This is a genomic window from Mesorhizobium loti, assembly GCF_003148495.1.
Lineage (GTDB): Bacteria > Pseudomonadota > Alphaproteobacteria > Rhizobiales > Rhizobiaceae > Mesorhizobium > Mesorhizobium loti.
The window spans coordinates 14,736-38,025 of sequence record NZ_QGGH01000020.1; the positions used below are offsets into that span (position 1 = coordinate 14,736).

Below are 23,290 nucleotides of genomic sequence, written 5' to 3' on the forward strand. Positions count from 1 at the left end.
CTATTATTTTATACAGGCCCGGCGTCGATCGCCGGCTATGAGTGGTCATTTCATGGACATATCCGTTTCGCGAATTGCGGACTACAACATCGCGGCTGGCAGGAGTGGCTTGCTGCTTGTCCCGGACAATTATGACGCCTTCGCCGTGCGCGTTCTGGCGGCAAGAAGCGCCATTCGCACTCTCGACCTGATGTACTACCTTTGGCACGATGACCATACGGGTCGCCTGCTCCTGGAAGAGGTTTTCCGGGCCGCTGAGCGCGGCGTGCGGGTGCGCATGCTCCTCGACGACACCAATCCGCGCAAAAACGATTCCACCTATCTGGCGTTGAGCAATCATCCCAACATCGAAGTGAAGGTTTTCAATCCGAGCGGCATCAGGCCCGGCAGGATAATGCGTGGTGTGGAACTGCTTATGCGGCTTTTTGCGCTCACGCGGCGTATGCACAACAAGGCCTGGATCGCCGATGATACGATCGCCATCGTCGGCGGGCGCAATGTAGGAGACGCCTATTTTGATGCGGCGGAAACCAATTTCCGGGATCTCGACGTGCTGCTCCTCGGTCCTGCGGTGCAGCAAACCGCTCAAATCTTTGAGGCGTTTTGGGCTTGCAAGGAAGCAATACTGATTGGCGTCCTCGGTTCAGTTGCCGAGACCGCGCATGCTAATCTGTTTGAAAGAAGCGATGCTGATACCGCGTCAAAGCTTTTGAATGCCATCGGTGACCGCGTGTCGATTACAGAGTTCATCGCCGCAAGCAACGAGGTGCATTGGGTCGCTCAAGCGCGCGTGATTTCGGATCCTCCAGAAAAGGTGCGCGGCTGGAGACGGCGGAGCTGGCTCATGAGGGAACTGCTCCCAATCATTCAGTCGGCACGCAATTGCCTTGAAATTGTATCCCCCTATTTCATCCCTGGGAGAAGGGGTTCCGCCGTCTTACTGGACCTGGTGGCGAAGGGGGTCGATGTTTCCGTTTTGACCAATTCCCTGGCGGCGACAGATGTCGCAGCGGTCCATGGTGCTTATGCAAACTACCGCAAGCGCTTGCTCAGGAATGGTATCAAGCTTTTCGAGCTTCAACCTTTCAGCCGTCAAGCGGTGATCTCTGTATTTGGCTCCAAGGGTGCCAGCCTGCACACGAAAGCGTTCACCGTTGACGACAAGACCGGGTTCGTCGGTTCCTTCAATTTTGATCCACGGTCCGTGTCGTTGAATTCCGAAATGGGCGTGCTGTTTGAAGATGAGAAATTGGTAGCTGAGCTTCGGCAGCGCTTTCAAGCCGAGATAGCACCAGAAGCCAGCTATCGGCTTGAATTGAGAAACAATGTTTTGCACTGGCATGGGTGCGATGAAGGCGAGCTCCAGGACTATACCCATGAGCCAGAGGCCGGCGTTTTTCGCCGAATCCTGTCAGCCTTGGTTCGCCACTTACCGATTGAGTCTCAGCTTTAGCCAGCACCACAAGAACTTAGTGGCGTCAGTCCACGTTTCAGCGCGCCAACGACGCTGGTCGTGATGCCCGAGGAGTGCCAATCCGTCCCCATGACCGCGCCGAAGGATTGAAACCAGAAAGGATGGGCGAGCCTGCGCAGCGGTTCGTTGCGACCATAGTGATGGATGATCGCTTCGCACATGACGGCACCAAGGCGCGTCATGCGGTCGCCGAGCCCTTTCGGCACGCGCCCGCCATGAAGCGGAAGATCGGCACTTCCTCATCGTTGGGACAATTTGTGCGGCCTGTCCTGTTCGCTGCCTTCGACAGATAGTCATCCAACTGGCAAACAGGAAGCTGCCTTGGGCTATCAGTCGGCTACTTTTCCCAACGTATCGGCGACGACTGCACCACGCTTGCCCATGGGAAGCGCCGGACCCGTGGTCGAGTCGATCGCCGTCTGATGCTCCATCTCCGCATTGATTGCCGCACCAGCGATCAGGATGATGACCGAAATCCAGGTCCACATCATCAAGCCGACAACCGCACCAAGCGATCCGTATGTGGCGTTGTAGTTGGCGAAATGTTGCAGATAGAATGAGAACAGCCACGAGGCAGCGATCCAAACTGCAGTCGCCGAAAAGGCACCCCAGCTCAACCATCGCCATTTCGCACGCTCGCGGCTTGGGCCGAAGCGGTAGAGCAATGAAATTCCCGACAGCATTGCCACCATCAGAACCGGCCATCGCGAAACGTTCACAAGCGTCTCCGTCCAGGCATCAAGATAGAAAAAGCGCAACAGCGCGGGGACAACGCCAACCGTCAGCAGCAAAACGATGCCGATGACCAACGCCCCAACCGTGAACAGGATCGACATAAGATTCAGGGTGATGAAGGTACGTTTCTCGCTTTCCTCGTAGGCGATGTTCATTGCATCGAATAGCGCCTTCATCCCGCTGTTGGCACTCCAGAGCGCGATGGCCAGGCCGAAGAAAAAGCCGGTCCCGAGTGCTGCCGGTTTCTGTGTGGCAAGGGCATGCAGCTGATCACGGATGAGGTCGAGACCTCCCGATGGCAACAATCCGCCAAGATACGCGACATGGTCCGCAACGGTGACTGGATCGGCGACGAAACCATAGATCGAAATGAAGGCCGCCAGCGCCGGAAACAGCGCAAGCAGGAGATAGAAGGTGGCTCCGGCCGCGACCAACAGAACCCGGTCCTTATTGAACTCTTCCCAAAGGCGCCAGAAAATGTCCTTCCAACCGAGGGCCGGAATTTGCGACGGCCATGCTGCATCGCGCCCCCGATCCCCATGCTCTGACCTTAGCGCAGCCCTACTCGCTTCCGTCGTTGATTCCGCGCGACTGGCCGCTTCGTTATCAATTAACGAGGGCTTGTTGTCCATCGCGTGATGGCTCCGTTCCGTTGGAAATCCTGTCTTTGCTTTGGCAGAAAGCCTGCCGAGGCCGCGCCGTTGCGGGAAGTTGCTATGGCTGATCTACATTCACTTTTATCTCGAGTGCAGTCCTGACGACTACAGATCGACCTTGGCGACGTTGTCCTTGTAGCTCTCCTTAGGGTCGAACCCGAGCAGCATCTTGATGCCCGCCATCACGCTTGAGCCATCCAGCCAAATCTCTGCCTCCTGCGGATCGAACCGCAGCAACGCAAGCTTGGGGTCCTCTTTCCCGCCTTCAAACCAGGCAGCCACGAAGCGGTTCCAAAGCCGATCAATCGCCGCGCGGTCTTTGTCCAGCCAGAGCTTCCCTTGCACGGTAGCAAACAGATCATGGTTCTTGGAGGTGAAGGTAGCGGTTACCTGCCTGCCGCTCCCCAGGCCCTGAACAAGCTCGCTGTCTTTTGCGGTGAAGAACCAGATCGGACCGTTTCGGTCACCCTCTAGCTGCGCCGTCATCGGTCGCGGGATCACTTTCGATCCGTCGATGCCGATCATCATTGTCATGTCGGCCTTGAGGGTCTTCCAGAACTTGGCTTCGAGTTCGGCAGGGGTCGGCATATGCACTTCCTTTCAGCATTGCGAAAGAAGGCAAACGACCGCGGGTCATGTCTGTTCCATTCAATTGAACAAAGACGCATCTGAGGTCGGATGGTGCCGCCCGCCTGGTTAGCAAGTGCCTATGAGGTTGCTGAAACGAAGGTTATCAATGGATAAACAGGTGCAGCAACGATATTGCTGCAAGCGCGTTGTGTGCGACGCCATTCCGGAGAGCAAGGATATCGATTTGCGAAACATCTCAGATACGATCGCCCGCCTGAGCGCCATGCGCGGTCGACCGGTCGCTTCCGCAAAGCACCGTGACGATCGACTGTGCGATGTGACCGGCTTTGGTTCCAATCCCGGTGCTTTGCGTGCACGCCTCTTCGTTCCCGAAAATCTACAGGAGGATGCACCGCTTGTCGTCGTGCTGCACGGCTGCACGCAGATCGCAGCCGGCTATGATCATGGTTCCGGCTGGTCGCAACTGGCCGCCGAGCAGGGTTTTACGGTCCTATTCCCCGAGCAGCAACGCGCCAACAACGCTAACCTTTGTTTCAACTGGTTTGTTCCTGGAGATATCAGGCGCGACAGTGGCGAAGCCCTGTCCATCCGTCAGATGATCGAGGCAGCGGTGGTCGCGCATGGGCTCGACCGCAAGCGCATCTTTATCACCGGCCTCTCCGCCGGCGGCGCCATGGCGACAGTGATGGTGGCCGCCTATCCCGAGGTTTTCGCCGGCGGCGCAATCATTGCCGGACTGGCCTACGGTAGCGCGTCAACGATCCCCGAAGCCTTCGACCGCATGCGTGGCCATGGCGGTCCGTCCAAAGCTGAACTCCAGCGGCTTGTGCGCGAAGCCTCGCCGCACAAAGGTCCTTGGCCGAAGATTTCGGTCTGGCAGGGCTCGGCCGACAACACCGTGGTGCCGTCCAACGCGGATGCCATCGTCGCGCAATGGCATGGCGTTCACAACGTGGGCACCAGCCCGACGCGAGTCGAGACAGTCGATGGTCAGACACGACAGGTCTGGTGCGACAGCAGCGGCCGAGAACTGATCGAGAAATATACCGTTGCCGGGATGGGCCACGGCACACCACTGAAGACGGCCGGCGACGATGGGCTGGGCGGGGCAGGGCCATTCATGCTGGATGTCGGGATTTCCTCGACACGCCATATAGCCTGCTCCTGGGGCCTCGCGAAGCCACCTGTGCGGCGCGCGGAGAAGACAGAGGCAGCCTCCACGGCGCTCGCCTCCCACAACGCGTTGAAGACCTACAACATCGCTGAAAAGCCGCGCGCTGTGCGCATCGATCCCGCCGCGGAAGCGCGGTCGGGTGATGCGCGCGGTTCAGCCGCTGGCATCACCAAGGTCATTGAGGATGCCCTGCGCGCCGCCGGTTTGATGCGCTAGCCATCCGCGCGCGGACGTCGGAACGCGCCGCGATGGCGGGAGTTGTGTTCCAGCAATGGAGGACGAAATGGCGAAAGAGCCCACAACGAACGATTTGACCAAGCAGACACTGCACGGCAAAGCCTTCCAGGTGAACGAAAACAGCGTTGAAGGCGGAGAGCCGATCGGATCGCAAGCGCCGTTACAAGTGCCGCGAACCGAGAATTCCAGCAGCAAGCGAAATCGGACGAAGCTGCAGGGCAAAGCCTTCCAAGTTAACGAAAACACCGTCGAGGACGGAGAGCGTCGACGTCTCCCAAACGCGTTTGAAACCTCGTCGTTCCGACAGTGTGATAAGGGCGCCTTACCTCTGGAAGAGGGCAGGTCCAATGCGGTCGTGTCCTTTTTTTACTGAATCTGACCTTGGGAGCGCTGCTGGACTTACGACATTTTCACTTTCGGCTCTCGATCCCACAGGCGCAGTTCGCCGAGCTCGCCCAGGAAGCCGGCAACGTCTTTCGGGCCGGACAACGAAATGAGGCCCTTGTCCAGGCTGTCCGCGATGCCCGCCTTCTCCAACAGGGGCGTTGCCGCTTCGACGTAGCCGATGAACTTGCAACGCGCAAAAGCATCGGCGACGAAATCGCGAGCGGTCGATTCTTTCACAAGATCGGCGATGGCCGCCTGCGAGGGCAACAACGCCACCGCATCGTAAAGGACGGAGGGAGCGCCCGCGAGCATCTGATCCGCTTCGATAAAACTGCCGTCGCTGGCTTTGGCGCCGCCAACCTTGGGAGCGATGATCTCGAAACTGGAGCCGGCCTTGGCCAAGGCTGAAGTCAGTGCCTTCAGCAGTGCGGCGTCGGTACCGTCGGTGACGAGGATGCCGAGCTTGCGGCCCTTGAACTGCTGAGCCCCGTTTTCCAGGATGCTGAGCGATGGCGCGGCGCCGAGATCCTGGCGGGTGGCGACTGCCGCATCAGCGGGTTTTGGCATCGCCTTCAATCCAAGATCGGCAGCAACTTTTTTGGCAAGCCCATCATCGATGTTGAGAAGGTGCGCCACCATCCGTTCGCGAATGACCGGCGTTTTCACCTTGCTGAGTTCGAAGGTCAGGGCAGCCGCGATGTGTCCTTGCTCCGTCGGTGTCTGGCTGATGTAGAACTGCCGTGCCTGGCTGTAGTGATCGGCAAAGCTCTCGGCGCGAATGCGCTGTTTGGGACCTTCTTCGGGCTCGGCGAACGAGCGGAACCCGCGCTCCGGCGACTCCCGCGGCCCTTCGCCGAAGGAGTTCGGCTGGTAGTTCACCCGTCCCACGGGGCTGCGCATGGCCATGTGGCCGTCCTGCTGGAAATGATGGAACGGGCACTTCGGCGCGTTGATCGGGATATGCGTGAAGTTCGGCCCGCCGAGCCGCTTCAGCTGCGTATCCAGATAGGAAAAATTCCGTCCCTGCAGCAGCGGGTCGTTGGAGAAATCGATGCCGGGTGGGACATTCTGGGTCATGAACGCGACCTGCTCGGTCTCAGCGAAGAAATTGTCGGGCATGCGGTTAAGCACCAGGCGACCGACCGGGATCGGCGCCAGGATTTCCTCGGGGATCAGCTTGGTGGCGTCGAGCACGTCGAAATCGAAGCTGTCGGCAAACGCCTGATCGAACAGTTGCAGCTGGAGCTCCCACTCCGGAAAATTGCCGGCCTGGATCGAATCCCAAAGGTCGCGGCGATGGAAATCCGGATCAGCACCGTTGATCTTCACCGCCTCGTTCCAGGCCACCGACTGCATTCCGAGCTTCGGCTTCCAGTGAAATTTGACGAAGGTGGATTCGTCCTTGGCATTGACCATCCGGAAGGTGTGGACGCCGAAACCCTCCATGAAGCGCAAGGAGCGCGGGATGGCCCGATCCGACATCACCCACATGATCATGTGCATGCTTTCGGGGGTGAGCGAGATGAAATCCCAGAAATTGTCATGCGCCGACTGGGCCTGTGGAAAGGCACGGTCGGGCTCTTCCTTGACCGAATGGACGAGGTCGGGAAACTTGATGGCATCCTGGATGAAGAAGACCGGGATGTTGTTGCCGACAATGTCCCAATTGCCTTCCTGCGTGTAGAGCTTGACGGCAAAGCCACGCACGTCGCGCGCCAGATCCGCCGATCCCTTGCTGCCGGCGACGGTGGAGAAGCGCACGAAGGCCGGCGTCTTTTCACCGGCACGCTGGAAGATGTCGGCGCGGGTGTATTTGGACATTGATTCATAAGTTTCGAAATAACCGTGGGCGCCGTAGCCACGTGCATGGACGACGCGCTCGGGGATGCGCTCGTGGTCGAAGTGAAAGATTTTCTCGCGGAAATGAAAGTCTTCGAGGACGGTCGGGCCGCGTGCGCCGATCTTCAGCGAGTTCTGGTCATCCGACACCGGGCCGCCCTGGGCGGTGGTCAACACCGAAAAATCGCCTTCGGCCGTCACAATGCTGTGTCTGGCAGGCGGTTCCCCGCGGTTGCTGATTAACTTCGCCGAGATTGGCAACTGGTTTCGGCTGGCGAGCAACAAGCCTATGGGCGGTTGCAGAGCAATCGCAACAGGCCGTGCATGCGACGGAACGCGTTGCTGGAGCGCGCGAACCTACCGATCGTGGGGAATTGTTCAGCCTACGCAGCAGCGATCCGCTTTGCGCATAGAAGTTCACGTGGCCAGTGGCAACGTTATATCATCCAGCAGGCCAAGCGCAGAGCTGGGTTTGGCGGGCTGAAGGAGCCCCTGTGTTTGGGCCGCATTCTCAAATACTGCGAAGGCCACGGCTGGCTTGCAGACCCCCTCTTTGGCAGCTGACAGTAGACGCGCTGCTTCATTGTATGTCGCGGCTTCCTTGTTTCTCCATTGGCACGCCAGCGCTTTCTGGGCATCTGCGATGGAAGAAACGACCATCGTGGTTCCGTCTACAAATCGGATGTTGAGAGGAAGAAATATGCTCATGCCTTCACTCCCTTAGATGCCGACCGGGTGCCTACCAGCTGAACCACTCTCGGCTACGCCAGGGTCCGGCGAAAAGTCCTAGCAGGACAGTTGTTCTGTTCGAAGCGGATGTGGAGACATTCTCGACCCTTGATACAGAATAGGACGGGCCATTAACGCCGACTGCCCAAGCTGGTTGCATCATCGAAAGAAATCCAGAGTGGCAAAGCGGATCGCATGAGCCGGCCAGCAATATTGCTAAGCCGACCACCAGACATGAAGCCGTCCAAATCCATTCCTGTTGCGAGGAGGTTGATCGGTCGACAATCTTCGCCGCCGAGGAACTTCATCGACAGCGCAACGTTCTGAAAGGTTGATGAACCCTCCAAGGAGCGCGTACCGTTATGGGAAGCACAAGCGACAAAGCAGCCGGCCTTGCAAACCAAGCAGCTGGCAACGTGAAACAGGGCGTCGGCAAGGCCGTTGGAAATGACAGGCTGAGAGCGGAAGGCGCTGCCCAGGAAGCGAAAGGCAAAGTTCAGAAGGCCGTCGGCGACGCAAGGCCGCCGTGAAGGACGCCACGAACAAGACCGCGGCGGCGATCAACAAGAAGCTGTGAGCTTGAAAAAGGGTCGGCCAATGCGCTAGCCCTTTTTCCTGCACTCGCCTCTCCTGGGCGAGCGAGATGTCAGCCGAAATGGCCGACCCCGGCCAGGTTCCGTGGAACGAATCGCGCGGCCTTTGTTCCGGAGCAAATGCGATATCGCCGTTTGACAGATGGCAACTGGCTGAGCGTCAGCAGCGTGGTCGAAGTCTTAGGAGGTGACGATAATTTTTCAGGCGAAACGGGCCGCGTTTGCACTTGATGGCGTGGGCCACCGTTCCAAGCTGTTCTCGTCGGCGTCCTTCCTCGAGCGTGGTTCGGATAGTAATGGAGTGACCACCTTACGGGATAAAACAGACTGCATGCGGATCGGCGGATTTCATCAGCTTTGGATAGCTGCAGCGTTCCTCCTGGAACTGTTTTTTGTCCTTAAGTCAAATAGGGAAACTTTGTCCTGCCGTGAGGCAATTGCGCGGAACTTTTGTACACACGATTCGTTTTTCGTTTTGCTTCGATCGCTGCTTTGACGATCTCAAAATCAATCAGGAGGAATAATCATGAACATGAAAATGCTGTTAGGCGCGATGGCGCTTGCGATGACCACTGGTGCGGCACTTTCGGCCGGCAACACCTCGGCGCTCGACGATCCGGCGAAGATGTCGCCCTTCTTCACCGATGCCGGCATGAAGACGATGAAGGCGGCGGATGAATTCAAGGCCGCCTGGATGGCCATGACGGAAGAAGATCGTGCCGCGATGACCAAGGCTTGCGGCGACGAAGCCATTGCCAAGGAGCACGACAATTTCTGCAAGATGACCAAGCAGCTCGGCGGCGCCAACTGAGCGTTTCGCTTAATACAAACAGAAAGTGGCGGGCCGTCGAGTCCGCCATTTTTTGTTTCTCACACAGGCGAAATGGTTCTGTCGTGGGTTCTTGACCGCTACGAAGGGACGCCATGGCGCAAAACAGGGCTCAGACGAAACCTCTTCAGTGCAGCTTCAAACCCATCATATGAAGCTACCCGATAGCGCGCTGCGCCAAAATCGGGCAGGAGTAATGCGAATGCCCGTTTCCGGCCGCCACCTAGTCCGATTCACCTCTGCGGCCCTGCTGATCGGGTTCGTTGCGCTGATGGCTATCGTTGCCATGAACTTTTGGCTGGGCGTGAGGGCGCAATCCTATTTTGACGATGCGATCGCGGCGCGCGACACGCGGGTCGCGGCAGTTGAATTGAGAAATGCCTTGCAGACGGCTGAGTCGAGTCAGCGCGGCTTCATCATCACCGGGAACGAGATCTATTTGGCACCCTACCGGTCCGCAAAGACCCAGGCGCAGCGTCATTTGCAGGCCTTGCAGACCCTTCTGCTCTCCTATCCCAATTCAGATTTGGCTCTGGAACGGCTATCACAAATTCTCACCGCCAAATTTGAAGAGTTCGACAGCACAATATCTCTAAAGCGAGATCAACATGACGAAGAAGTCCTGGCAATTGTTCGAACCAACAAAGGGAAAGCCCTGACTGACGAAGCCAATGTCTTTTTCTCGGGCATCATTGGAAGCGCGGACGCCCGCCTGACGTCCGGCGTCGCCGAACAACGCGCCAACAGTGGATGGCTTCGGCTGGTGTCGGCCGTCGGCGCGCTTGTTATCGTCGCTGTCGTGGCTGGAGCAGCCTATGGTGTCGCTCGCTATACCAAGGAGTTGCGCAAGACGCGCGATCAGGTCAACCTGTTCAACAGCGAGCTTGAACAGCGCGTTGCCGCTCGTACAACGGATCTGGCCCAGGCCCGCGATCGGGCGGAAGTGCTGCTTTCCGAGGTGAACCACAGGGTGGCCAACAGTCTGGCTCTTGTCTCTTCGCTGGTGAATCTGCAGGCGAAGGCGCTAGGCGACCGTGCGGCGAAGGATGCGCTCGCCGAAACTCAGGATCGCATCTTTGCGATCTCGCTTGTCCACAGGCGGCTCTACGGCTCCAACGACGTGCGCACGGTTGCGCTGGAGGAGTACCTTACCGGACTCCTGGATCACCTGCGCACCTCGCTAAAAAGCCAAAGCCACGGCGTCAGTTTGGTGTTTGAGATAGAGCCGGTCGACCTCGAAACTGATGCCGGCATCAATCTCGGCGTGGTGGTCACCGAACTTGTCACCAACGCCTTCAAGTATGCCTATCCCGACGGCGTTGGAGTAATCCGTGTCCGGCTGCAGAAACTACCCGAAGAACAGGTGGAATTGGTTGTTGAGGACGACGGTGTTGGCAGGATCGATGATGCGCCCGCCAAGGGGACTGGCGTCGGCAGCAGAATCGTCAATGCCATGTGCGTCAGCCTGGGAGCCAAGATCGACTATCGACCTCGCCAGCCCGGAACCTCTGCCCATTTGCTGTTCTCGTCCAAACCACGACGTACAGCCGTTGGATAGTAGACGGCGCTCTGGCTAAATGGAAAACTACCCCGTCGGCAAAAGCCGGCGCCGTCATCATCGCTCTTCGCGTTTAGGGTCGGTAACACCGGGGAAACTGCATGCCGTCCAATCAAAACAAGCTCGCGGGGCAGGGGACACTGGCTTCGGGCATTCTTCTGCTGGCAATCGTGATGATGAGTGGCCTGACCTTGGCGACAGCGCAGGAAGGCGCACCGGGTATCACGCAACGCACCTTGTTCGCTACCTTCGACCCCAAAGCGCCGGCATGCAATCCGCCGCCAGGCCTGACCAAGTCGCTGGCCTATGTGCAGGAAAATGAGCGCGACTTCCTGCAAGGCGTCGACCACGGCCTCGCCATGGCCGCGAAGGATCGCGGATTGGAATATCATAGGGTCTTGGTGGAAAATGATGCTGCTAAGGCAGTTGAGCAGATACAGTCGTTGCTCGCCGCCAAAGTCGGCGCGTTGGTCGCTACATCGCCCGACCCTGCGGCCCTGAGCAAAACCCTTCAGAAGGTTATCTGGTCGGGAGCATTTGTTGGGACCATCGTGCCGCCACCGGCTACGTTGCTGCTCAATGCTCCGCAATACGAAACCGGAAAGGTTCTCACCGACGCTGCGATCGCCCATATCAACGCCAAGCTCGGGGGCAAAGCCAAAGTCGTCCTGCTGACCCAGGACACAATGGAGTTCCTGGCGCCCCGGTTCGAAGCAATGCGCGACGGTCTGAACCAACTGCCCGGGGTGACCATCGTTGCCGATATCGCGCCAAAACCTGTCACAAAGGAAGGTGGTTTGGCCACCATGAAAACCGTCTTGCTTGCCAACCCGGATATCGACGTCGTTCTCGGCGGCGACGCGGTGGTGCTTGGCGCGCTTCAAGCATTGCGCGCTGACGGCAAGGACAGGGCCGATCAGTTCCTCGGCGGTATTGACGGTGAGGCGGAGGCCGTCTCCGAAATCAAGAAAGGCGACAGCCCCTACAAGGCAAGCATATCTCTGTCGTCACCCGTCTTCGGTTATGCCATGGGCCAGTTCGGCGCCGATTGGCTCGAAGGGAAAAGTATTCCGCAGGCGATGGATATTCTCCCCATCGCCCTTACGAACAGCAACCTTGCCCAGTATGAGGCCGATCTGGCCGATCCAGCGGCCGTTTATGCCGATCCGGTGCGTCGGGACTCATACCTCAAGATGTACGGCAACATCTGCTACGACACGCGCGACCAATACGTGAACTTCCCCTGGTCGTCTGAGCAGAAATAGTAGCCCTGGCGCTGGCACCTTCGCGCGTAGGCCGAGCGACAGTTCTGCGTACAAGGTTCATTTCGATTTGGCTCCCCGCCCACTAGCTTTTGTGTCCGCTCATTTTCGTTCTTTTTTTGGGCCTATGCGACCGTCGATCCATATACTAGGGAACTAAACACTGCCTTGCCGTGTTCCCTACGGTTGCAATTGCTTAAGGGGCCAGCGTGACCCACATGAATCTTGTCAGCCGGGCAGAAGAGCCCAAATCAGCCGTCGCGGAGTTCGACTATAAGGATTTCTTCGAGAATGGCGGTATGGCTCTTCACGTCGTGGATGGTAGCGGAACTATCCTTCACGCGAACCAGGCCGAACTCGACCTTCTCGGCTATGAGGCTGGTGATTACGTAGGTCGCAACATCGGCGATTTTTACCCGGACACCGAGGTGATTGATGATATTCTTGCTCGGCTCAGCCGTGGCGAGAAGATCGATAAATATCCAGCACGCCTATGTGCGTCGGACGGATCGATCAGGCATGTCGAGGTCACATCAACCGCTCATTTCGAAGATGGAAAGCTTGTCGGCACGCGCTGCTTCACTGTCGATGTCACGGACTTGCACCTGGCGCGCACAGAGTTGCTCAGTCAGGACAGCCAGTTTCATCAGATCCTCGATAGTCTTCCAGTCGCCGTCTATACGACCGACGCGGCGGGCACGATCACCTACTTCAATCCTGCCGCAGCTGAGTTCGCGGGCCGGACACCCGAAATTGGCAAAGACAAGTGGTGCGTAACTTTTCGGCTGTTCAATCCTGACGGCTCCGAATTTCCCCACGATCAGTGCCCCATGGCTGTCACCCTCAGAGAAAACCGTCCCGTGCGCAATCAGCAGGCCTTGGCACAGCGTCCGGACGGTACCCTCTTTCCGTTTGAGCCTTTCCCAACTCCGATCCGTGATGAAGATGGCAAACTGATTGGCGCCGTTAACATGCTTCTGGATCTTACCCAGCGTGCGATTGCCGATGAGGCGAAGCAGCATCTGTCAGCGATTGTTGAGTCCTCGTTCGATGCCATCGTCAGCAAAAATCTGAACGGGGTGATCAGCAGCTGGAATGCGGGCGCGGAGCGGCTTTTCGGCTATACGGCCGAGGAAGCAATAGGCAATCCGGTCAGCATGCTTATTCCGCAAGACCATCAGGATGAAGAGCCTAACATCCTGAACCGCATCCGGAAGGGTGAGCGGGTGGAAAGCTACGAGACCATCCGCCAACGCAAGAATGGCAGCCTGGTGCCAGTGTCGCTGACCATCTCTCCTGTCCGCAGCGCCACGGGGCGCATAATCGGGGCGTCGAAGATTGCTCGAGATATTTCCGAAGCAAAGGAGAGTGAGCACCGCATCCGCATGCTCATGCGCGAAGTCAACCATCGGGTGAAGAACCAATATTCGGTCATTCTTGCGATGATCCGGGAGACCAACAAGCGGTCCGAGAGTCCGGCTGTGTTCGAGAAACAGGTACGCGAGCGCATCATGGCACTTTCGCGTTCGCACGATCTGCTGGTGTCGGCGGACTGGAAGGGCGCGACGATTTTCGAATTGTTGCTGGCACAGTCAAAGCCGTTCGGAAACGATGACCTGCTTTCAATGTCGGGACCGTCCATCACTCTCAGCCCAAATGCCGTTCAATATCTTGGCATCGCCTTCCACGAACTTGCCACCAACTCCGCCAAATATGGCGTTCTGGCCGGCAACAGGGGCAAGATCGCCGTAGCCTGGCACGTTGCCAAGGTTGCGGCAGGACCACCGTCCTTCAAACTCACTTGGGCCGAAACAGATGGTCCAAAGGTCCAATCTGTTGCCAATGGCGGTTTCGGCACGGTGGTGCTGGAACGTGTCACTCCGCAGGCTTTGAGCGGCACGGGCAATCTCGAATACAGCCAGCAGAGTGTCGTCTGGACGCTTGAAGCACCGCTGGCTTTTGTAGAAGCCGGCTTCAACGAACCCCAGTAGCTTGTGGCGGTCTCACCCGCTCACTTCTTCTTGGCGGCAGCCGCTGGGTTCTGTCCCGTCGGGGCGCTCGATTTGGCGTCCTTTGAGTGCGCGGCGAGTGCCGGTCCGGCACCCGTCGCCTTCCTCATGTCGCCTGCCTTCTTGTCATCTGCTTTCTTGCCCGCCGATCCAGAAAATAACTTTCCGAAGAAACCCATTTGAACCTCCCGATAACGGCGACCGACCATCCTGTCGCTCAGGTTCTAAATTGCGGGTCGACGAGTTTGTTCCTTACGCAGCCGATGAATGCAAGCACGGTCGCCGGTGAAGGGTCTCTTGCTATCGGGACACGGCGGCTGACCCAAGCCCCGGAGCCGCGCGTGAGCGTTCGCGATGGCGGGCGAGGGTCATCGCTGATACTGATGGCGCCAACGCAGAGCGCAGGTCCCCATATGATATCGGATTCCAAAAAGGCCGAGGCGGTCGAGCAACTGCTCGATACGCCTGACCTAGCCACCGCACTAGAAAGCGACCAGTTCAAGAAATTCCTTGATCAGGTGCCGATTGCCATTGCCGTTTCGGATCTGAGCGCAAAGGAGCGCCTCGTATACACCAATCCGGAATTCGAGAAACTGTCAGGCTTAGACGCCGCCAAACTTAACAGCCAGAACTGGGCGGCGCTTTCAGGCATCGGCATCCACCAGCAGAAGGATCGACCGCTTGACGAGGCCGTTGTCGAGGACACCGATTTCGTCGGCACATTTCGGCTGGAGCGCAAGGAAAAGCCTGCAATTGTCGACGTCTATTCCAATGTCATTGAGGATGACAACGGCAAGATTTGCTTCCGGCTGGTAGCGCTGATCGACGTGTCGGCCCATGGCGAGGCGGGGGACGCGCGCGCGGCGGAGGAGCGCATTCGTGAGAAGGATACGCTGCTGCGCGAACTGCAGCACCGGGTTAAAAACAATTTGCAGATGATTACTGCTTTAATTCGCCTTGAAACTCGCAACGCGACTGAGCCGGACCAGAAGCGCTTCGAGAGGTTGGCAGGGCGGGTGGACGCACTGGCTATCCTCTATCAGACGTTGTCTGCCGACGATCAAAAGGATGAGGTCGATCTCGGCGTCTATCTCAGCCAGATCGCGTCTGCTGTCATGGCCTCCCATGCGGTTGAAGGCATTCGCCTTGACCTGAAGGTTGATACCTATCCGGTGTCGATAAACGTCGCGATGCCGACAGGGTTGGTCGTCAACGAACTGCTAACGAATGCGCTTAAACACGCCTTCCCGGGGCGCGAAGGTGGCAATATCACGCTGCACAGCATTGTGAACGGCGACGGTTGCCGGGTTGTCATTGCCGATGACGGGGTTGGCTTGCCTCAAGGCGAGACATGGCCAAAGGCCGGCAAGCTCGGCGCATTGATCGCGCGCTCGCTGACTGAGAATGCAAAGGCAGAGTTCGACGTCAAATCAAGCGCAAACGAGGGTACCAGGGTGACCATTGTTTTCAGGCGATCGGCCGCCACCGCGAATTGAAAATCCACAACGGCCAAGTGAACGCTGCGAGCCGACTTCAGATCACCGCGCCGCAGTTGCCTGTCTGGCTCCACAGATACAATTGGCATCGTCCACACGGCAGCCTAAAGTCAAAAACGCCTATCAGTCGCCTCGCCAGGCGGCCCAGCCGCCGTCTGGGCGCCGGTCGTGCTCATACTGTCCAGCCCATCCAGGTCCAGAAGCCACGGCTCGCGCCGACCAATCCAAAGTTCGTAATCCGGGATAAGATCGCTTGGCGCTGATCTAGATTACCTATTGGCCGAAGCTGAACAGACGCGATCCGCAAGAGACAAATGCTTGCACTTCACGCACCCAGATTCACGCTAGCCTCGGATGAAAGCTCCGGCGGGCGCCAAAGCCGATTCCGGTCGGATCAAAGGGAGCCTTCAGGCTGTACCCGCGTTGAGGCGGTCAAGGATCATTTCATGAGCACTGACCCTATCAAGCGGAAAGAACTTGGAGCCGAGGAGCGCCGTGAACGGCGAAGGCTGCGTAGAGAGAAGCAGCGAATCGAAAATCTTGGACGGGCCGTCAAAATGCATGCCGCCCGCATAGCCGAGAGAACAGCAAATGGCGGGAACACCTCGTCGCGTTTGCATGCATCTGTCTATGTCGGCTGCGCGGGCTGGTTTTACTGGAAATGGCGGGGGCAGTTTTACCCTACAGATTTGCCGACAGGCGAATGGTTCGATCACTATGCGAAGCGATTCGATACCGTGGAAATCAATGCATCCTTCTATTCATGGCCGACGGTCACGAATGTCAAAAGCTGGCTCCGGCAAGCTGGTAACCGCAACTTCGTCTATACGGTCAAGGTCTGTGAGCTGATTACGCACATCAAGCGGTTCAAGAACACCAAAACCCTGATTATGGATTTTGGAATGATTGCCGATATTCTCGGCGAGCGAATGGGCTGTTTTCTATTCCAGCTGCCGCCGAGTTATCATTTCTCAAAGGCACGCCTGGGCGGCATTCTCGGACAACTCGACCCGGCCCGGCGCAATGTGGTGGAGTTTCGTCACGCCAGCTGGTGGAACGAGACTGTGTACTCGGCCTTTCGTGAGACAGGCGCAATCTTCTGTTCATGCAGCGGCCCTCGTCTTCCGAATGTGTTGGTGCGTACGGCTGATGATGTCTACCTGCGGCTCCACGGTCCAGAGCGCTGGTATCGGCATGATTACACCACAGACGAACTGACGACATGGGTCGACAAAATCCGAGCCAGCGGCGCAAGAAGAGTTTGGGTCTATTTCAACAACGACTATGAAGGTCTTGCGCCAAAGAATGCTCGGACAATGCGCCGCTTGCTGGTAAAACGACCTGCAGACGATCAACTAGCTCTGGCTGCCGATGCACAAATGCTTCCTGACTACAGGCGGAAGCGGCATGATTGTAGCCAGCCTGGTTGTCCACCTGATGAATAAACCTGGTCCTGCTGCCATTACTTGTTGGGATTCCTCACGCAACTGCCAATGCGGGTTCCTTGATCGTCAGACGATGAGTCTCGGTCGGAGAAGGCGGGGTTGAAGGCCCGGGGATTTGGAGCCTTGATCCGCGCTCTTTATGTCATGGCCAATTGGGGCTCCATATACATCATTTGTTGCTGATGGAACGGAACGCCACGCCCATGCTTAGCTGCCGCGCCAACCCGTCCTATAGAATATTCGCTGACGCCAGGAACCGCAGCAGGACCGCGGAGTTCACCTTGAACAACAGGAGGAAAAACACCGTGAACACCCCCAACGCCACGCCGCTCTCCGGATCCAAGCTGTCAGAAGACAAAGAATTCCAGAATCAGTCGGACGCCGAACGTGCCGGCAAGAGTGCCGAAGCTTTCAGCAAATTGAAGACCAGCGCGGCGGAAACCGCGACCCACCTGAAAGACACAGCGGCTTCGGTTTCAAGCGACGCGAAGGACTATGCCGGCTCTGTCGCGACCGATGCTGCCGGTGCATTCAAGGAAGCGGTCGAGACCAACAAGACCGCTGGCGCCGACGCAATCGCCAACATCGCGCACTCAGTCAAGGAGGCTGCCGACGGCATCGAAAAACAATCGCCTCAGGTGGCCGGCATGGTGCGTAACGCCGCCGAAGGCGTGGAGCGGATCTCGACAGACATCAGGGATCGCAACGTCGGAGAATTGCTCGACTCCGTTACGAAATTCGCGCAGCGTCAGCCCGCTGCCTTCTTCGGGGTCGGCATCCTGGCCGGCGTGATGCTCACGCGGATCATGCGAAGCTCCGATAGGTCCTGAAGAAGAGGGAACTTCCAGATGGAAGATGGTGCCGACCGCCGTCCCTTCAGCAGCGTCGTCAACGAAGCGATCGGTCACGTCGCTTCGTTGATGCGCTTGGACCTGCGCCTGCTCGAGGCGGAAATGAGGGGAAAGACCGCGACGATCCTCTCTTCCGGTGCATGTGGAATGGCGGCCGCTATTTTGTTCATGCTGGCAGCCTTCGCCTTGGTCGAATTTCTGATCCTGGCAATGATCCATCTTGGTGTCGGCTCAATGGTCGCCTGTCTGCTTGTCGGCATCGTCTTGATTGGCGGAGGTTTTTTCTCCCTTCATCTCGCCAAACAGGCCCTGGTCGGATGGACCATCACTCCCGTCGAGACGGTCAACCAGGTGCGCAGCGATGTGGCCGCATTGAAGCAGGGGATCCGCTATGGCTCAACTCAACAATGACATCCGGCAGATCATGGTGCAAAGCCGTGCCGAGCGGCAGGCACTGTTTGAGCCGGTCAGTGAGATCAGTCGTCGTGTACAACCGCGACATTTGGTCGAGGTGAGCACGCACTACGCCAAGCACAAGGTGGCAGGCGTGATCGGCGGCGTCACGGACGCCATCAAGAACAACGGCGGCATGGCGGCTGCGGTCGCCTTGGGCGCAGTCGCAGTCTTTGACGCCGGCAGGAGGAGTGCTGAAGGCAGCACTGAGACAGCGAACGCCAAGCGGCTCGAAACACCTTCTGGCGAACAGGATGCGGGAGAGGTGATCGGTCCTCAAATGGAGCGTCCACAACAGCACGTCACGAACCTGTCACGTGCAAAGGTATTGGCCGGTCCCGCCGGAGGATTGTTGCTCGGTCATATTATAGGCCGAGCGTTTGATCCAACCGCAAAAGAACAGGAACTGTTCGGGAAAGCTGCGGGCGAAGTCCATGACGCGGCTTCCGAATTCATTAACCAGCATTCGCATGGTGCAAAAGTGGCAGCGGCGCAGGCCTTTGGCTTCGCCAGATACACCGCGGCTTTCCTGGCCATTTTGGCTGCGGCCAGCGACTATCTGAAGCAGCCTGTAGAAGACGGGGGCGGCCGTTCGTCTGACGCCTAGAGCCGGAGCATTTCAACCAAGAAGTTCGACCGCGTCAACGCGACTTCGTAGGGGTGTTGTATTCCCTGTTCGCCGCATAGTCGATCTTGAATGTTTCCTCGGCGACGTGAATGTCCTCCTTCACGTTGGAGATTGTTATCGTCGTCGTTTGCCCCCTCTCGTCGGTAAGGCTCCATTTTCGTAGATCGAATGATTTCTTGTCAAACATCATAGAAATTTTCGCATTACCGAAGGCTGACCTATCGGCCAGCCTGACAATGACAAGATCGCCTTCCTCCGTGATACCTTTGAAGCGTCTGCCGGAGAACTCGACGTTGTTGTCGAGCAGCAGCTTCAGTGGTGTCTTAGAGAGGGCTTAGAGCCGCGATGTCTTGACCTTCTTGTTGTAAACGACCAACGATTTGCCGTCTGCAATCACGCTGACTCCTGATTGGCCTGCCTAGTTGAACCGGATCTTGCCAGGGCGTTGGAGATAGAACTTGCCACGGGTCTTTTCGGCCTTGGGGCCTGACTGAACGAAGTCCCCGGACATTGATTTTACCGATGAGAAATGATCGGCGATCGCCTGCGCTTCTACAGGAGCGGCCGAAACCGCGGGCGCAAGTTCCCCATTCACGGTGGCGCCCAGAACGAACCAAAACCCAATGATTTTGTTAGTCATAACAGCCATGCGGTTGTCCTGGGGCACTTGGGAAAGGCGCGTGACCGCAAGCGATCACGCGCCTCGATATCAATAGCCGTCTGGGCAGCGTGCAATGTAGACGCGTCCATTCCGATCGCGATACCGGCATTGGCCGGCCTCACTTGCGTGGCCGATCACAGCGCCGGCGATCGCACCGACTGCACCGCCGACCACAGCTCCCTGCACGGGGTCGCCGGCAACCGCGGCACCAATCGCGGCGCCGCCAAGGCCGCCAACTGCAGCCCCCTGTTCGGTACGGGAGCACGCTCCCAGCGGAATGAGCAGGCTCAAAACAAGTAGTGTCTTTTTCATTCGTTCTCTCCTGGGCTTTAATTAGCCGGAGATAAAATGCGCCAGTACGTCTTTTAATCCATACTGCCGGTCGTCTGGCCTCAGCGTTTGATCATTCTACCCACTGCAATCAAGATACACGCCCCGATGAAGCCTGCGACCAAGTAACCGAGCCAGCCGGCCAACGATATGCCGAGTACTCCGAGGAGGACGTTTGCAACAATGGCGCCCACAATCCCCAAAATGATGTTCATGAGCACGCCCATGTTGCTTTTCATGAACATCTCGGCCAGCCATCCGGCGATACCGCCGATGATGATCGCCGCGATCCAACCAACGCCAGGATTCTGCATGATTTCCCCCTTCTTCGAACCGCAATTGGTTCGATGAAGGGAACGTTCAAAAGCCAACTAAGTTCCAACGGGAAAGCAAGCTGCAGCTGCCGAAATGCCCGGTTTCCAACAACATGAAGCGTCATGGAACTTCGTCTCATAAGCCTCGTTGTGCAATCGCAAACGGTGCCGCGTTCAGCCTCCCTGCAAGGTTCAGCCGAACGCGGCGTGCATCAACACTAACGCACAAGGAAACGTATCATGATCCGCAAACTTTTGGCTACCACAGCAGTAGCTACGCTTCTAACCTCTGGCCTATGGGCCACAGGTGCCACTGCCGAAGACGCTGCCAAACCCGCCAACACGACCCAGACCACGGCCGCTCCTGCGGCGATGGCAGACGGGAGCCTGGTCTCGAAGATCATTGGCGCCGACGTCTACGATAGCGCGGCGGACAATGCCGAGAAGATTGGCGATGTGAAAGACATCGTGCTCACCAACGATGGCAAAGCCAAATTCATTATCATAGGCGTCGGCGGGTTCTTGGGCATCGGCGAAAAAAACGTCGCCTATGATTTCACCAAAGCCGAATGGGTTGAGAAGAAGGGTGAACGCTGGCTGGTCGCCAAGACCACCAAGGAAGACCTCGTGGCGCAACCCGATTTCGACCTGAAGGTCTACGACACGACTACGGCTTCGAACGCGACCAACAGCGAACCGGCTGCCACGACGGACAAGACAGCCACCGCAGCTATCGACAAGGCGGCGCTGACCGAACTGCCGCTGGACAAGATCAGCACCAAGGACTTCATCGGCACCACAGTCTATGGCGCCGACGATGCGAAGATTGGCGAGATCGGCGACGTCGTCCTGAGTGGCGACAAGAAGGTGGATGCCGTGGTTCTCGACGTGGGCGGTTTTCTCGGCATTGGCGAAAAGGAAGTAGCTGTCGGCCTGGAGAAATTGAAGTTCATGTCCGACAAGGACGGAAACCGCTATCTCTACACAAATTTCACCAAAGCCCAGCTCGAAGCACAGACCGCCTATGACAAGGGCACCTACGCTCAGAATCGCGACAAGCAGCGCATCGTTATTAGTCAGTAACCTTGAGATGGCCCGAGCCGGCAGGCCGGCGCGGGCCACACTCTTGCGGGTCTTTTGGAAATGTCATGAGCAAGACAACGTCTGGTGAACAGCATGGATAAGAAAGCAGTGCCAGAGGACCGAGCGAGTTTTCATATCGGAGAAATGAGCCGCTTGTCAGTACCGCGGCACGAGTTGGACTTCATCAGTAAGGTCGGTCGCATAGATCACCAGGAAGCCTTGGCTCTGCTCCAGAAGCACAAGGGAGACCGGGAAGCTGTCTTTTCGGAGCTGGTATCGCGGAAGAAGCGTTGACCTTCAACCGCGACGGGCTACCGCAACAGGCCGTCGTCCTCGAACGCGTGCCAGCCCTCTAAATTTGCTGCGTTTGTCTGCCGGGCGCCCCCCGACACCAGGCGCCTGCCTCTACCTTTCCCGCCCGGGTCTGTGCGGCCTTACCGGCGCCACGGCGCCTGTTCCGGGCAACTTCCTGCGCATCCTCTTCTCGCCAGACGGTTGGCAGATCGCGATCCAGAACGTCCTCGATGTGGCGCGGATCGAACACATGGAAGGAGACTTTCTTTGATCGGCCGCGCATCTTTACAGTGCACGTGCTTATGCTTTGCAGCCGCCCGTCCTTGACCCACTTGTGACGCTCGCGAGAAGAGATCGTCAGAACATCCTCTGCCTCGCGCGGGAGCACGGGCAGCGCTTCGATGCCCTCGAGCATTCTGGAGATGGTGGCCGAGGCGGTTTCGAATTCATGGGCGGCGTCGTCTCGCATTCGCAAGGCAATGCGACCCGTCTCAGCCTTGAGGTACTTGGGTACAGCCCATGGCAGGCGAGCCCGCAGTTCGCGTTCAATCCCTTTCGTGCGCACGGGAGGCCCAAGGGTCGCTGCCGGCTGCAGCGGCCATTCGGCGATCAAGGACATGCTCGTGCTTTCCCTGGGCGTCATCGCCCACCCTACGAACCGACTAATAGAGATTCAACTTGTCCCGGTCGCACAAGTTCCCTTCGCCCGTTCGCTTCATCGTCAGCCAATCTAGATTGCAGGGAAGTGCACGTTTTTCAGGAGGCGATGTCCGTGTTCGCCGGCGCGAACGGCAGCTCTGTGCCTCGAAACTGTAGTGGCACCAATTGGGGACGGTCGGCCCATGACAGAGGCGCGAGGCGCGGCCAGGATTTACATCGGTTTCGCGCAACGGAACGGAACCATTGGCTTCGCCCGCTCTTTCTCCCGAAGCCAATTCGGGCAAGGAGCATTTATGATGAAAACACTGGCCGATATTTTCGAGCATACCCTTCAAGACATGTATTACGCGGAGAACGCGATTATCAAGGCTTTGCCCAAGGTGGCAGGTGCGGCCAAGGACGCCAAGCTGAAGATGGCTGCGGAGGACCATCTTGAGGAAACGAAGGGGCAGATCAAGAAGCTGGAGCAGGTGTTCAAGTCGATAGGCAAGAAGGCCTCTGGCGAGAAGTGCGACGCCATTGAGGGCCTTATCAAGGAAGCCGACGGACTGATGGAGGAAGCGTCAGGAACGGCCCTTGATTCGGGATTGCTCGCGGCCTGTCAGGCAGTCGAGCACTACGAAATTTCCCGGTACGGCTCTCTGCGAGAGTGGGCAAAGGACCTAGGGCATGACGAGGCGCACAAGCTGCTCAGCGAAATCCTTGACCAGGAGAAAGCCACCAACAACAAGCTCACGAACCTCGCGGTCACGTCGATCAATAAGCCACATTGATCACCGACCTTAAAGTGGCGTGCGGGCAGTCATCCGTTCTTCTTGGTTCGTCGGAAGAACTTGGCAAAGAAGTCAGCAATCAAGAGGCCTGATTGAGCAACTTGTAAGCTCGTCGTTCTCGGGCGCATCTAGCCCCCGCTTGCAGCGATCGTTCGGCCCGCTGCGTCTCAGGCGCGGCGGGCTTTTCGTCGGAGCCTCCAGTTCGGCAACGGCGCCTCCAGGAGATTGT

At 57.8% G+C, this 23,290-nt stretch carries 22 protein-coding genes and 4 pseudogenes; 16 read left to right on the plus strand and 10 right to left on the minus strand.

Annotation, left to right across the window (positions count from 1 at the left end):
• Positions 1-52: 52 nt before the first annotated feature.
• The gene (locus tag C8D77_RS33925; protein ID WP_109671938.1) at positions 53-1,453 is read left to right on the plus strand and encodes a phospholipase D family protein; all 1,401 of its coding nucleotides are present in this window, start codon (positions 53-55) and stop codon (positions 1,451-1,453) included.
• Positions 1,454-1,467: 14 nt separating this feature from the next.
• Here the strand turns inward: C8D77_RS33925 and C8D77_RS33930 are convergent.
• From C8D77_RS33930 to C8D77_RS33940, 3 genes and pseudogenes are all read right to left on the minus strand, one after another.
• Positions 1,468-1,680: pseudogene (locus C8D77_RS33930) on the minus strand (DUF763 domain-containing protein); the annotation flags it as partial.
• Positions 1,681-1,803: 123 nt separating this feature from the next.
• Positions 1,804-2,841 (minus strand): YihY/virulence factor BrkB family protein, encoded by a 1,038-nt coding sequence (locus C8D77_RS33935; protein WP_109671813.1) that lies wholly within the window; start codon positions 2,839-2,841, stop codon positions 1,804-1,806.
• A gap of 129 nt (positions 2,842-2,970) precedes the next feature.
• Complete coding sequence (locus C8D77_RS33940; protein WP_109671815.1) at positions 2,971-3,453, minus strand: pyridoxamine 5'-phosphate oxidase family protein; 483 nt, start codon at positions 3,451-3,453, stop codon at positions 2,971-2,973.
• Positions 3,454-3,679: 226 nt separating this feature from the next.
• Here C8D77_RS33940 and C8D77_RS33945 point away from each other — a divergent pair, with 226 nt between their 5' ends.
• On the plus strand, positions 3,680-4,846 hold the full coding sequence (locus tag C8D77_RS33945; RefSeq protein ID WP_170136901.1) for an extracellular catalytic domain type 1 short-chain-length polyhydroxyalkanoate depolymerase: 1,167 nt from the start codon (positions 3,680-3,682) through the stop codon (positions 4,844-4,846).
• 67 nt (positions 4,847-4,913) lie between these two features.
• Positions 4,914-5,240, plus strand: a complete 327-nt coding sequence (locus C8D77_RS33950) for a hypothetical protein (RefSeq protein ID WP_146211858.1) — start codon at positions 4,914-4,916, stop codon at positions 5,238-5,240.
• Positions 5,241-5,266: 26 nt separating this feature from the next.
• Here C8D77_RS33950 and katE read toward each other — a convergent pair whose 3' ends face one another.
• Positions 5,267-7,333, minus strand: coding sequence for a catalase (gene katE / locus C8D77_RS33955; RefSeq protein ID WP_245951958.1), 2,067 nt, complete (start codon positions 7,331-7,333; stop codon positions 5,267-5,269).
• A 177-nt stretch (positions 7,334-7,510) separates the two neighbouring features.
• Complete coding sequence (locus tag C8D77_RS33960; RefSeq protein ID WP_109671819.1) at positions 7,511-7,801, minus strand: DUF982 domain-containing protein; 291 nt, start codon at positions 7,799-7,801, stop codon at positions 7,511-7,513.
• A gap of 383 nt (positions 7,802-8,184) precedes the next feature.
• On the opposite strand from C8D77_RS33960, the pseudogene C8D77_RS33965 reads away from it, so the two are divergent.
• The 5 genes and pseudogenes from C8D77_RS33965 to C8D77_RS33985 all read left to right on the plus strand — a co-directional run bounded on the left by C8D77_RS33965 (position 8,185) and on the right by C8D77_RS33985 (position 14,055).
• Positions 8,185-8,399 (plus strand): annotated as a pseudogene (locus C8D77_RS33965) (CsbD family protein).
• Positions 8,400-8,941: 542 nt separating this feature from the next.
• Positions 8,942-9,226, plus strand: coding sequence for a hypothetical protein (locus tag C8D77_RS33970; protein WP_109671823.1), 285 nt, complete (start codon positions 8,942-8,944; stop codon positions 9,224-9,226).
• 220 nt (positions 9,227-9,446) lie between these two features.
• Complete coding sequence (locus C8D77_RS33975) at positions 9,447-10,802, plus strand: sensor histidine kinase (protein ID WP_170136895.1); 1,356 nt, start codon at positions 9,447-9,449, stop codon at positions 10,800-10,802.
• 101 nt (positions 10,803-10,903) lie between these two features.
• A complete protein-coding gene (locus C8D77_RS33980) occupies positions 10,904-12,067 on the plus strand; it encodes a sugar ABC transporter substrate-binding protein (RefSeq protein ID WP_245951952.1) in 1,164 nt (387 codons plus the stop codon).
• Between the two features lie 215 nt (positions 12,068-12,282).
• The gene (locus C8D77_RS33985; RefSeq protein ID WP_109671828.1) at positions 12,283-14,055 is read left to right on the plus strand and encodes a PAS domain S-box protein; all 1,773 of its coding nucleotides are present in this window, start codon (positions 12,283-12,285) and stop codon (positions 14,053-14,055) included.
• 20 nt (positions 14,056-14,075) lie between these two features.
• Here the strand turns inward: C8D77_RS33985 and C8D77_RS37895 are convergent, their stop codons facing one another.
• Positions 14,076-14,252 (minus strand): hypothetical protein, encoded by a 177-nt coding sequence (locus C8D77_RS37895; RefSeq protein ID WP_170136896.1) that lies wholly within the window; start codon positions 14,250-14,252, stop codon positions 14,076-14,078.
• A 234-nt stretch (positions 14,253-14,486) separates the two neighbouring features.
• On the opposite strand from C8D77_RS37895, the gene C8D77_RS33995 reads away from it, so the two are divergent.
• The 6 genes and pseudogenes from C8D77_RS33995 to C8D77_RS34020 all read left to right on the plus strand — a co-directional run bounded on the left by C8D77_RS33995 (position 14,487) and on the right by C8D77_RS34020 (position 18,925).
• On the plus strand, positions 14,487-15,569 hold the full coding sequence (locus tag C8D77_RS33995; protein WP_109671945.1) for a sensor histidine kinase: 1,083 nt from the start codon (positions 14,487-14,489) through the stop codon (positions 15,567-15,569).
• 47 nt (positions 15,570-15,616) lie between these two features.
• Positions 15,617-15,703 (plus strand): annotated as a pseudogene (locus C8D77_RS39005) (integrase core domain-containing protein); the annotation flags it as partial.
• Positions 15,704-16,015: 312 nt separating this feature from the next.
• Positions 16,016-17,014 (plus strand): DUF72 domain-containing protein, encoded by a 999-nt coding sequence (locus tag C8D77_RS34005; protein ID WP_245951953.1) that lies wholly within the window; start codon positions 16,016-16,018, stop codon positions 17,012-17,014.
• 305 nt (positions 17,015-17,319) lie between these two features.
• A complete protein-coding gene (locus tag C8D77_RS34010; RefSeq protein WP_109671836.1) occupies positions 17,320-17,844 on the plus strand; it encodes a hypothetical protein in 525 nt (174 codons plus the stop codon).
• Between the two features lie 18 nt (positions 17,845-17,862).
• A complete protein-coding gene (locus C8D77_RS34015; RefSeq protein ID WP_109671838.1) occupies positions 17,863-18,276 on the plus strand; it encodes a phage holin family protein in 414 nt (137 codons plus the stop codon).
• A complete protein-coding gene (locus tag C8D77_RS34020; protein ID WP_109671840.1) occupies positions 18,257-18,925 on the plus strand; it encodes a hypothetical protein in 669 nt (222 codons plus the stop codon). The genes C8D77_RS34015 and C8D77_RS34020 overlap by 20 nt, the downstream gene beginning before the upstream one ends.
• Positions 18,926-18,959: 34 nt before the next feature.
• Here the strand turns inward: C8D77_RS34020 and C8D77_RS34025 are convergent.
• The 3 genes and pseudogenes from C8D77_RS34025 to C8D77_RS34035 form a co-directional block, all read right to left on the minus strand.
• A pseudogene (locus C8D77_RS34025) lies at positions 18,960-19,595 on the minus strand (outer-membrane lipoprotein carrier protein LolA).
• A 60-nt stretch (positions 19,596-19,655) separates the two neighbouring features.
• Positions 19,656-19,919 carry a YMGG-like glycine zipper-containing protein gene (locus C8D77_RS34030; protein ID WP_109671842.1) on the minus strand — a complete coding sequence of 88 codons (264 nt, stop codon included), beginning with the start codon at positions 19,917-19,919 and terminating at the stop codon, positions 19,656-19,658.
• A gap of 80 nt (positions 19,920-19,999) precedes the next feature.
• Positions 20,000-20,251, minus strand: coding sequence for a GlsB/YeaQ/YmgE family stress response membrane protein (locus tag C8D77_RS34035; RefSeq protein ID WP_109671844.1), 252 nt, complete (start codon positions 20,249-20,251; stop codon positions 20,000-20,002).
• A gap of 240 nt (positions 20,252-20,491) precedes the next feature.
• Here C8D77_RS34035 and C8D77_RS34040 point away from each other — a divergent pair, with 240 nt between their 5' ends.
• A complete protein-coding gene (locus C8D77_RS34040; protein WP_109671847.1) occupies positions 20,492-21,334 on the plus strand; it encodes a PRC-barrel domain-containing protein in 843 nt (280 codons plus the stop codon).
• A gap of 352 nt (positions 21,335-21,686) precedes the next feature.
• On the opposite strand, the gene C8D77_RS34050 is transcribed toward C8D77_RS34040, so the two are convergent.
• Entirely contained in the window at positions 21,687-22,247 is a 561-nt protein-coding gene (locus tag C8D77_RS34050; RefSeq protein WP_342770064.1) for a hypothetical protein, read from the minus strand.
• 337 nt (positions 22,248-22,584) lie between these two features.
• Here C8D77_RS34050 and C8D77_RS34055 point away from each other — a divergent pair, with 337 nt between their 5' ends.
• Positions 22,585-23,061 (plus strand): YciE/YciF ferroxidase family protein, encoded by a 477-nt coding sequence (locus C8D77_RS34055; RefSeq protein ID WP_109671947.1) that lies wholly within the window; start codon positions 22,585-22,587, stop codon positions 23,059-23,061.
• Positions 23,062-23,290 lie beyond the last annotated feature (229 nt).

What these genes read in the sequence shown, in the direction of transcription:
- C8D77_RS33925 (WP_109671938.1), top strand. Translation starts at nt 53, where the DNA reads ATGGACATATCCGTTTCGCGAATTGCGGACTACAACATCGCGGCTGGC.
- C8D77_RS33935 (WP_109671813.1), bottom strand. Translation starts at nt 2,841, where the DNA reads ATGGACAACAAGCCCTCGTTAATTGATAACGAAGCGGCCAGTCGCGCG.
- C8D77_RS33940 (WP_109671815.1), bottom strand. Translation starts at nt 3,453, where the DNA reads ATGCCGACCCCTGCCGAACTCGAAGCCAAGTTCTGGAAGACCCTCAAG.
- C8D77_RS33950 (WP_146211858.1), top strand. Translation starts at nt 4,914, where the DNA reads ATGGCGAAAGAGCCCACAACGAACGATTTGACCAAGCAGACACTGCAC.
- C8D77_RS33960 (WP_109671819.1), bottom strand. Translation starts at nt 7,801, where the DNA reads ATGAGCATATTTCTTCCTCTCAACATCCGATTTGTAGACGGAACCACG.
- C8D77_RS33970 (WP_109671823.1), top strand. Translation starts at nt 8,942, where the DNA reads ATGAACATGAAAATGCTGTTAGGCGCGATGGCGCTTGCGATGACCACT.
- C8D77_RS33975 (WP_170136895.1), top strand. Translation starts at nt 9,447, where the DNA reads ATGCCCGTTTCCGGCCGCCACCTAGTCCGATTCACCTCTGCGGCCCTG.
- C8D77_RS33980 (WP_245951952.1), top strand. Translation starts at nt 10,904, where the DNA reads ATGCCGTCCAATCAAAACAAGCTCGCGGGGCAGGGGACACTGGCTTCG.
- C8D77_RS33985 (WP_109671828.1), top strand. Translation starts at nt 12,283, where the DNA reads ATGAATCTTGTCAGCCGGGCAGAAGAGCCCAAATCAGCCGTCGCGGAG.
- C8D77_RS37895 (WP_170136896.1), bottom strand. Translation starts at nt 14,252, where the DNA reads ATGGGTTTCTTCGGAAAGTTATTTTCTGGATCGGCGGGCAAGAAAGCA.
- C8D77_RS33995 (WP_109671945.1), top strand. Translation starts at nt 14,487, where the DNA reads ATGATATCGGATTCCAAAAAGGCCGAGGCGGTCGAGCAACTGCTCGAT.
- C8D77_RS34005 (WP_245951953.1), top strand. Translation starts at nt 16,016, where the DNA reads ATGAGCACTGACCCTATCAAGCGGAAAGAACTTGGAGCCGAGGAGCGC.
- C8D77_RS34015 (WP_109671838.1), top strand. Translation starts at nt 17,863, where the DNA reads ATGGAAGATGGTGCCGACCGCCGTCCCTTCAGCAGCGTCGTCAACGAA.
- C8D77_RS34020 (WP_109671840.1), top strand. Translation starts at nt 18,257, where the DNA reads ATGGCTCAACTCAACAATGACATCCGGCAGATCATGGTGCAAAGCCGT.
- C8D77_RS34030 (WP_109671842.1), bottom strand. Translation starts at nt 19,919, where the DNA reads ATGAAAAAGACACTACTTGTTTTGAGCCTGCTCATTCCGCTGGGAGCG.
- C8D77_RS34035 (WP_109671844.1), bottom strand. Translation starts at nt 20,251, where the DNA reads ATGCAGAATCCTGGCGTTGGTTGGATCGCGGCGATCATCATCGGCGGT.
- C8D77_RS34040 (WP_109671847.1), top strand. Translation starts at nt 20,492, where the DNA reads ATGATCCGCAAACTTTTGGCTACCACAGCAGTAGCTACGCTTCTAACC.
- C8D77_RS34050 (WP_342770064.1), bottom strand. Translation starts at nt 22,247, where the DNA reads ATGTCCTTGATCGCCGAATGGCCGCTGCAGCCGGCAGCGACCCTTGGG.
- C8D77_RS34055 (WP_109671947.1), top strand. Translation starts at nt 22,585, where the DNA reads ATGAAAACACTGGCCGATATTTTCGAGCATACCCTTCAAGACATGTAT.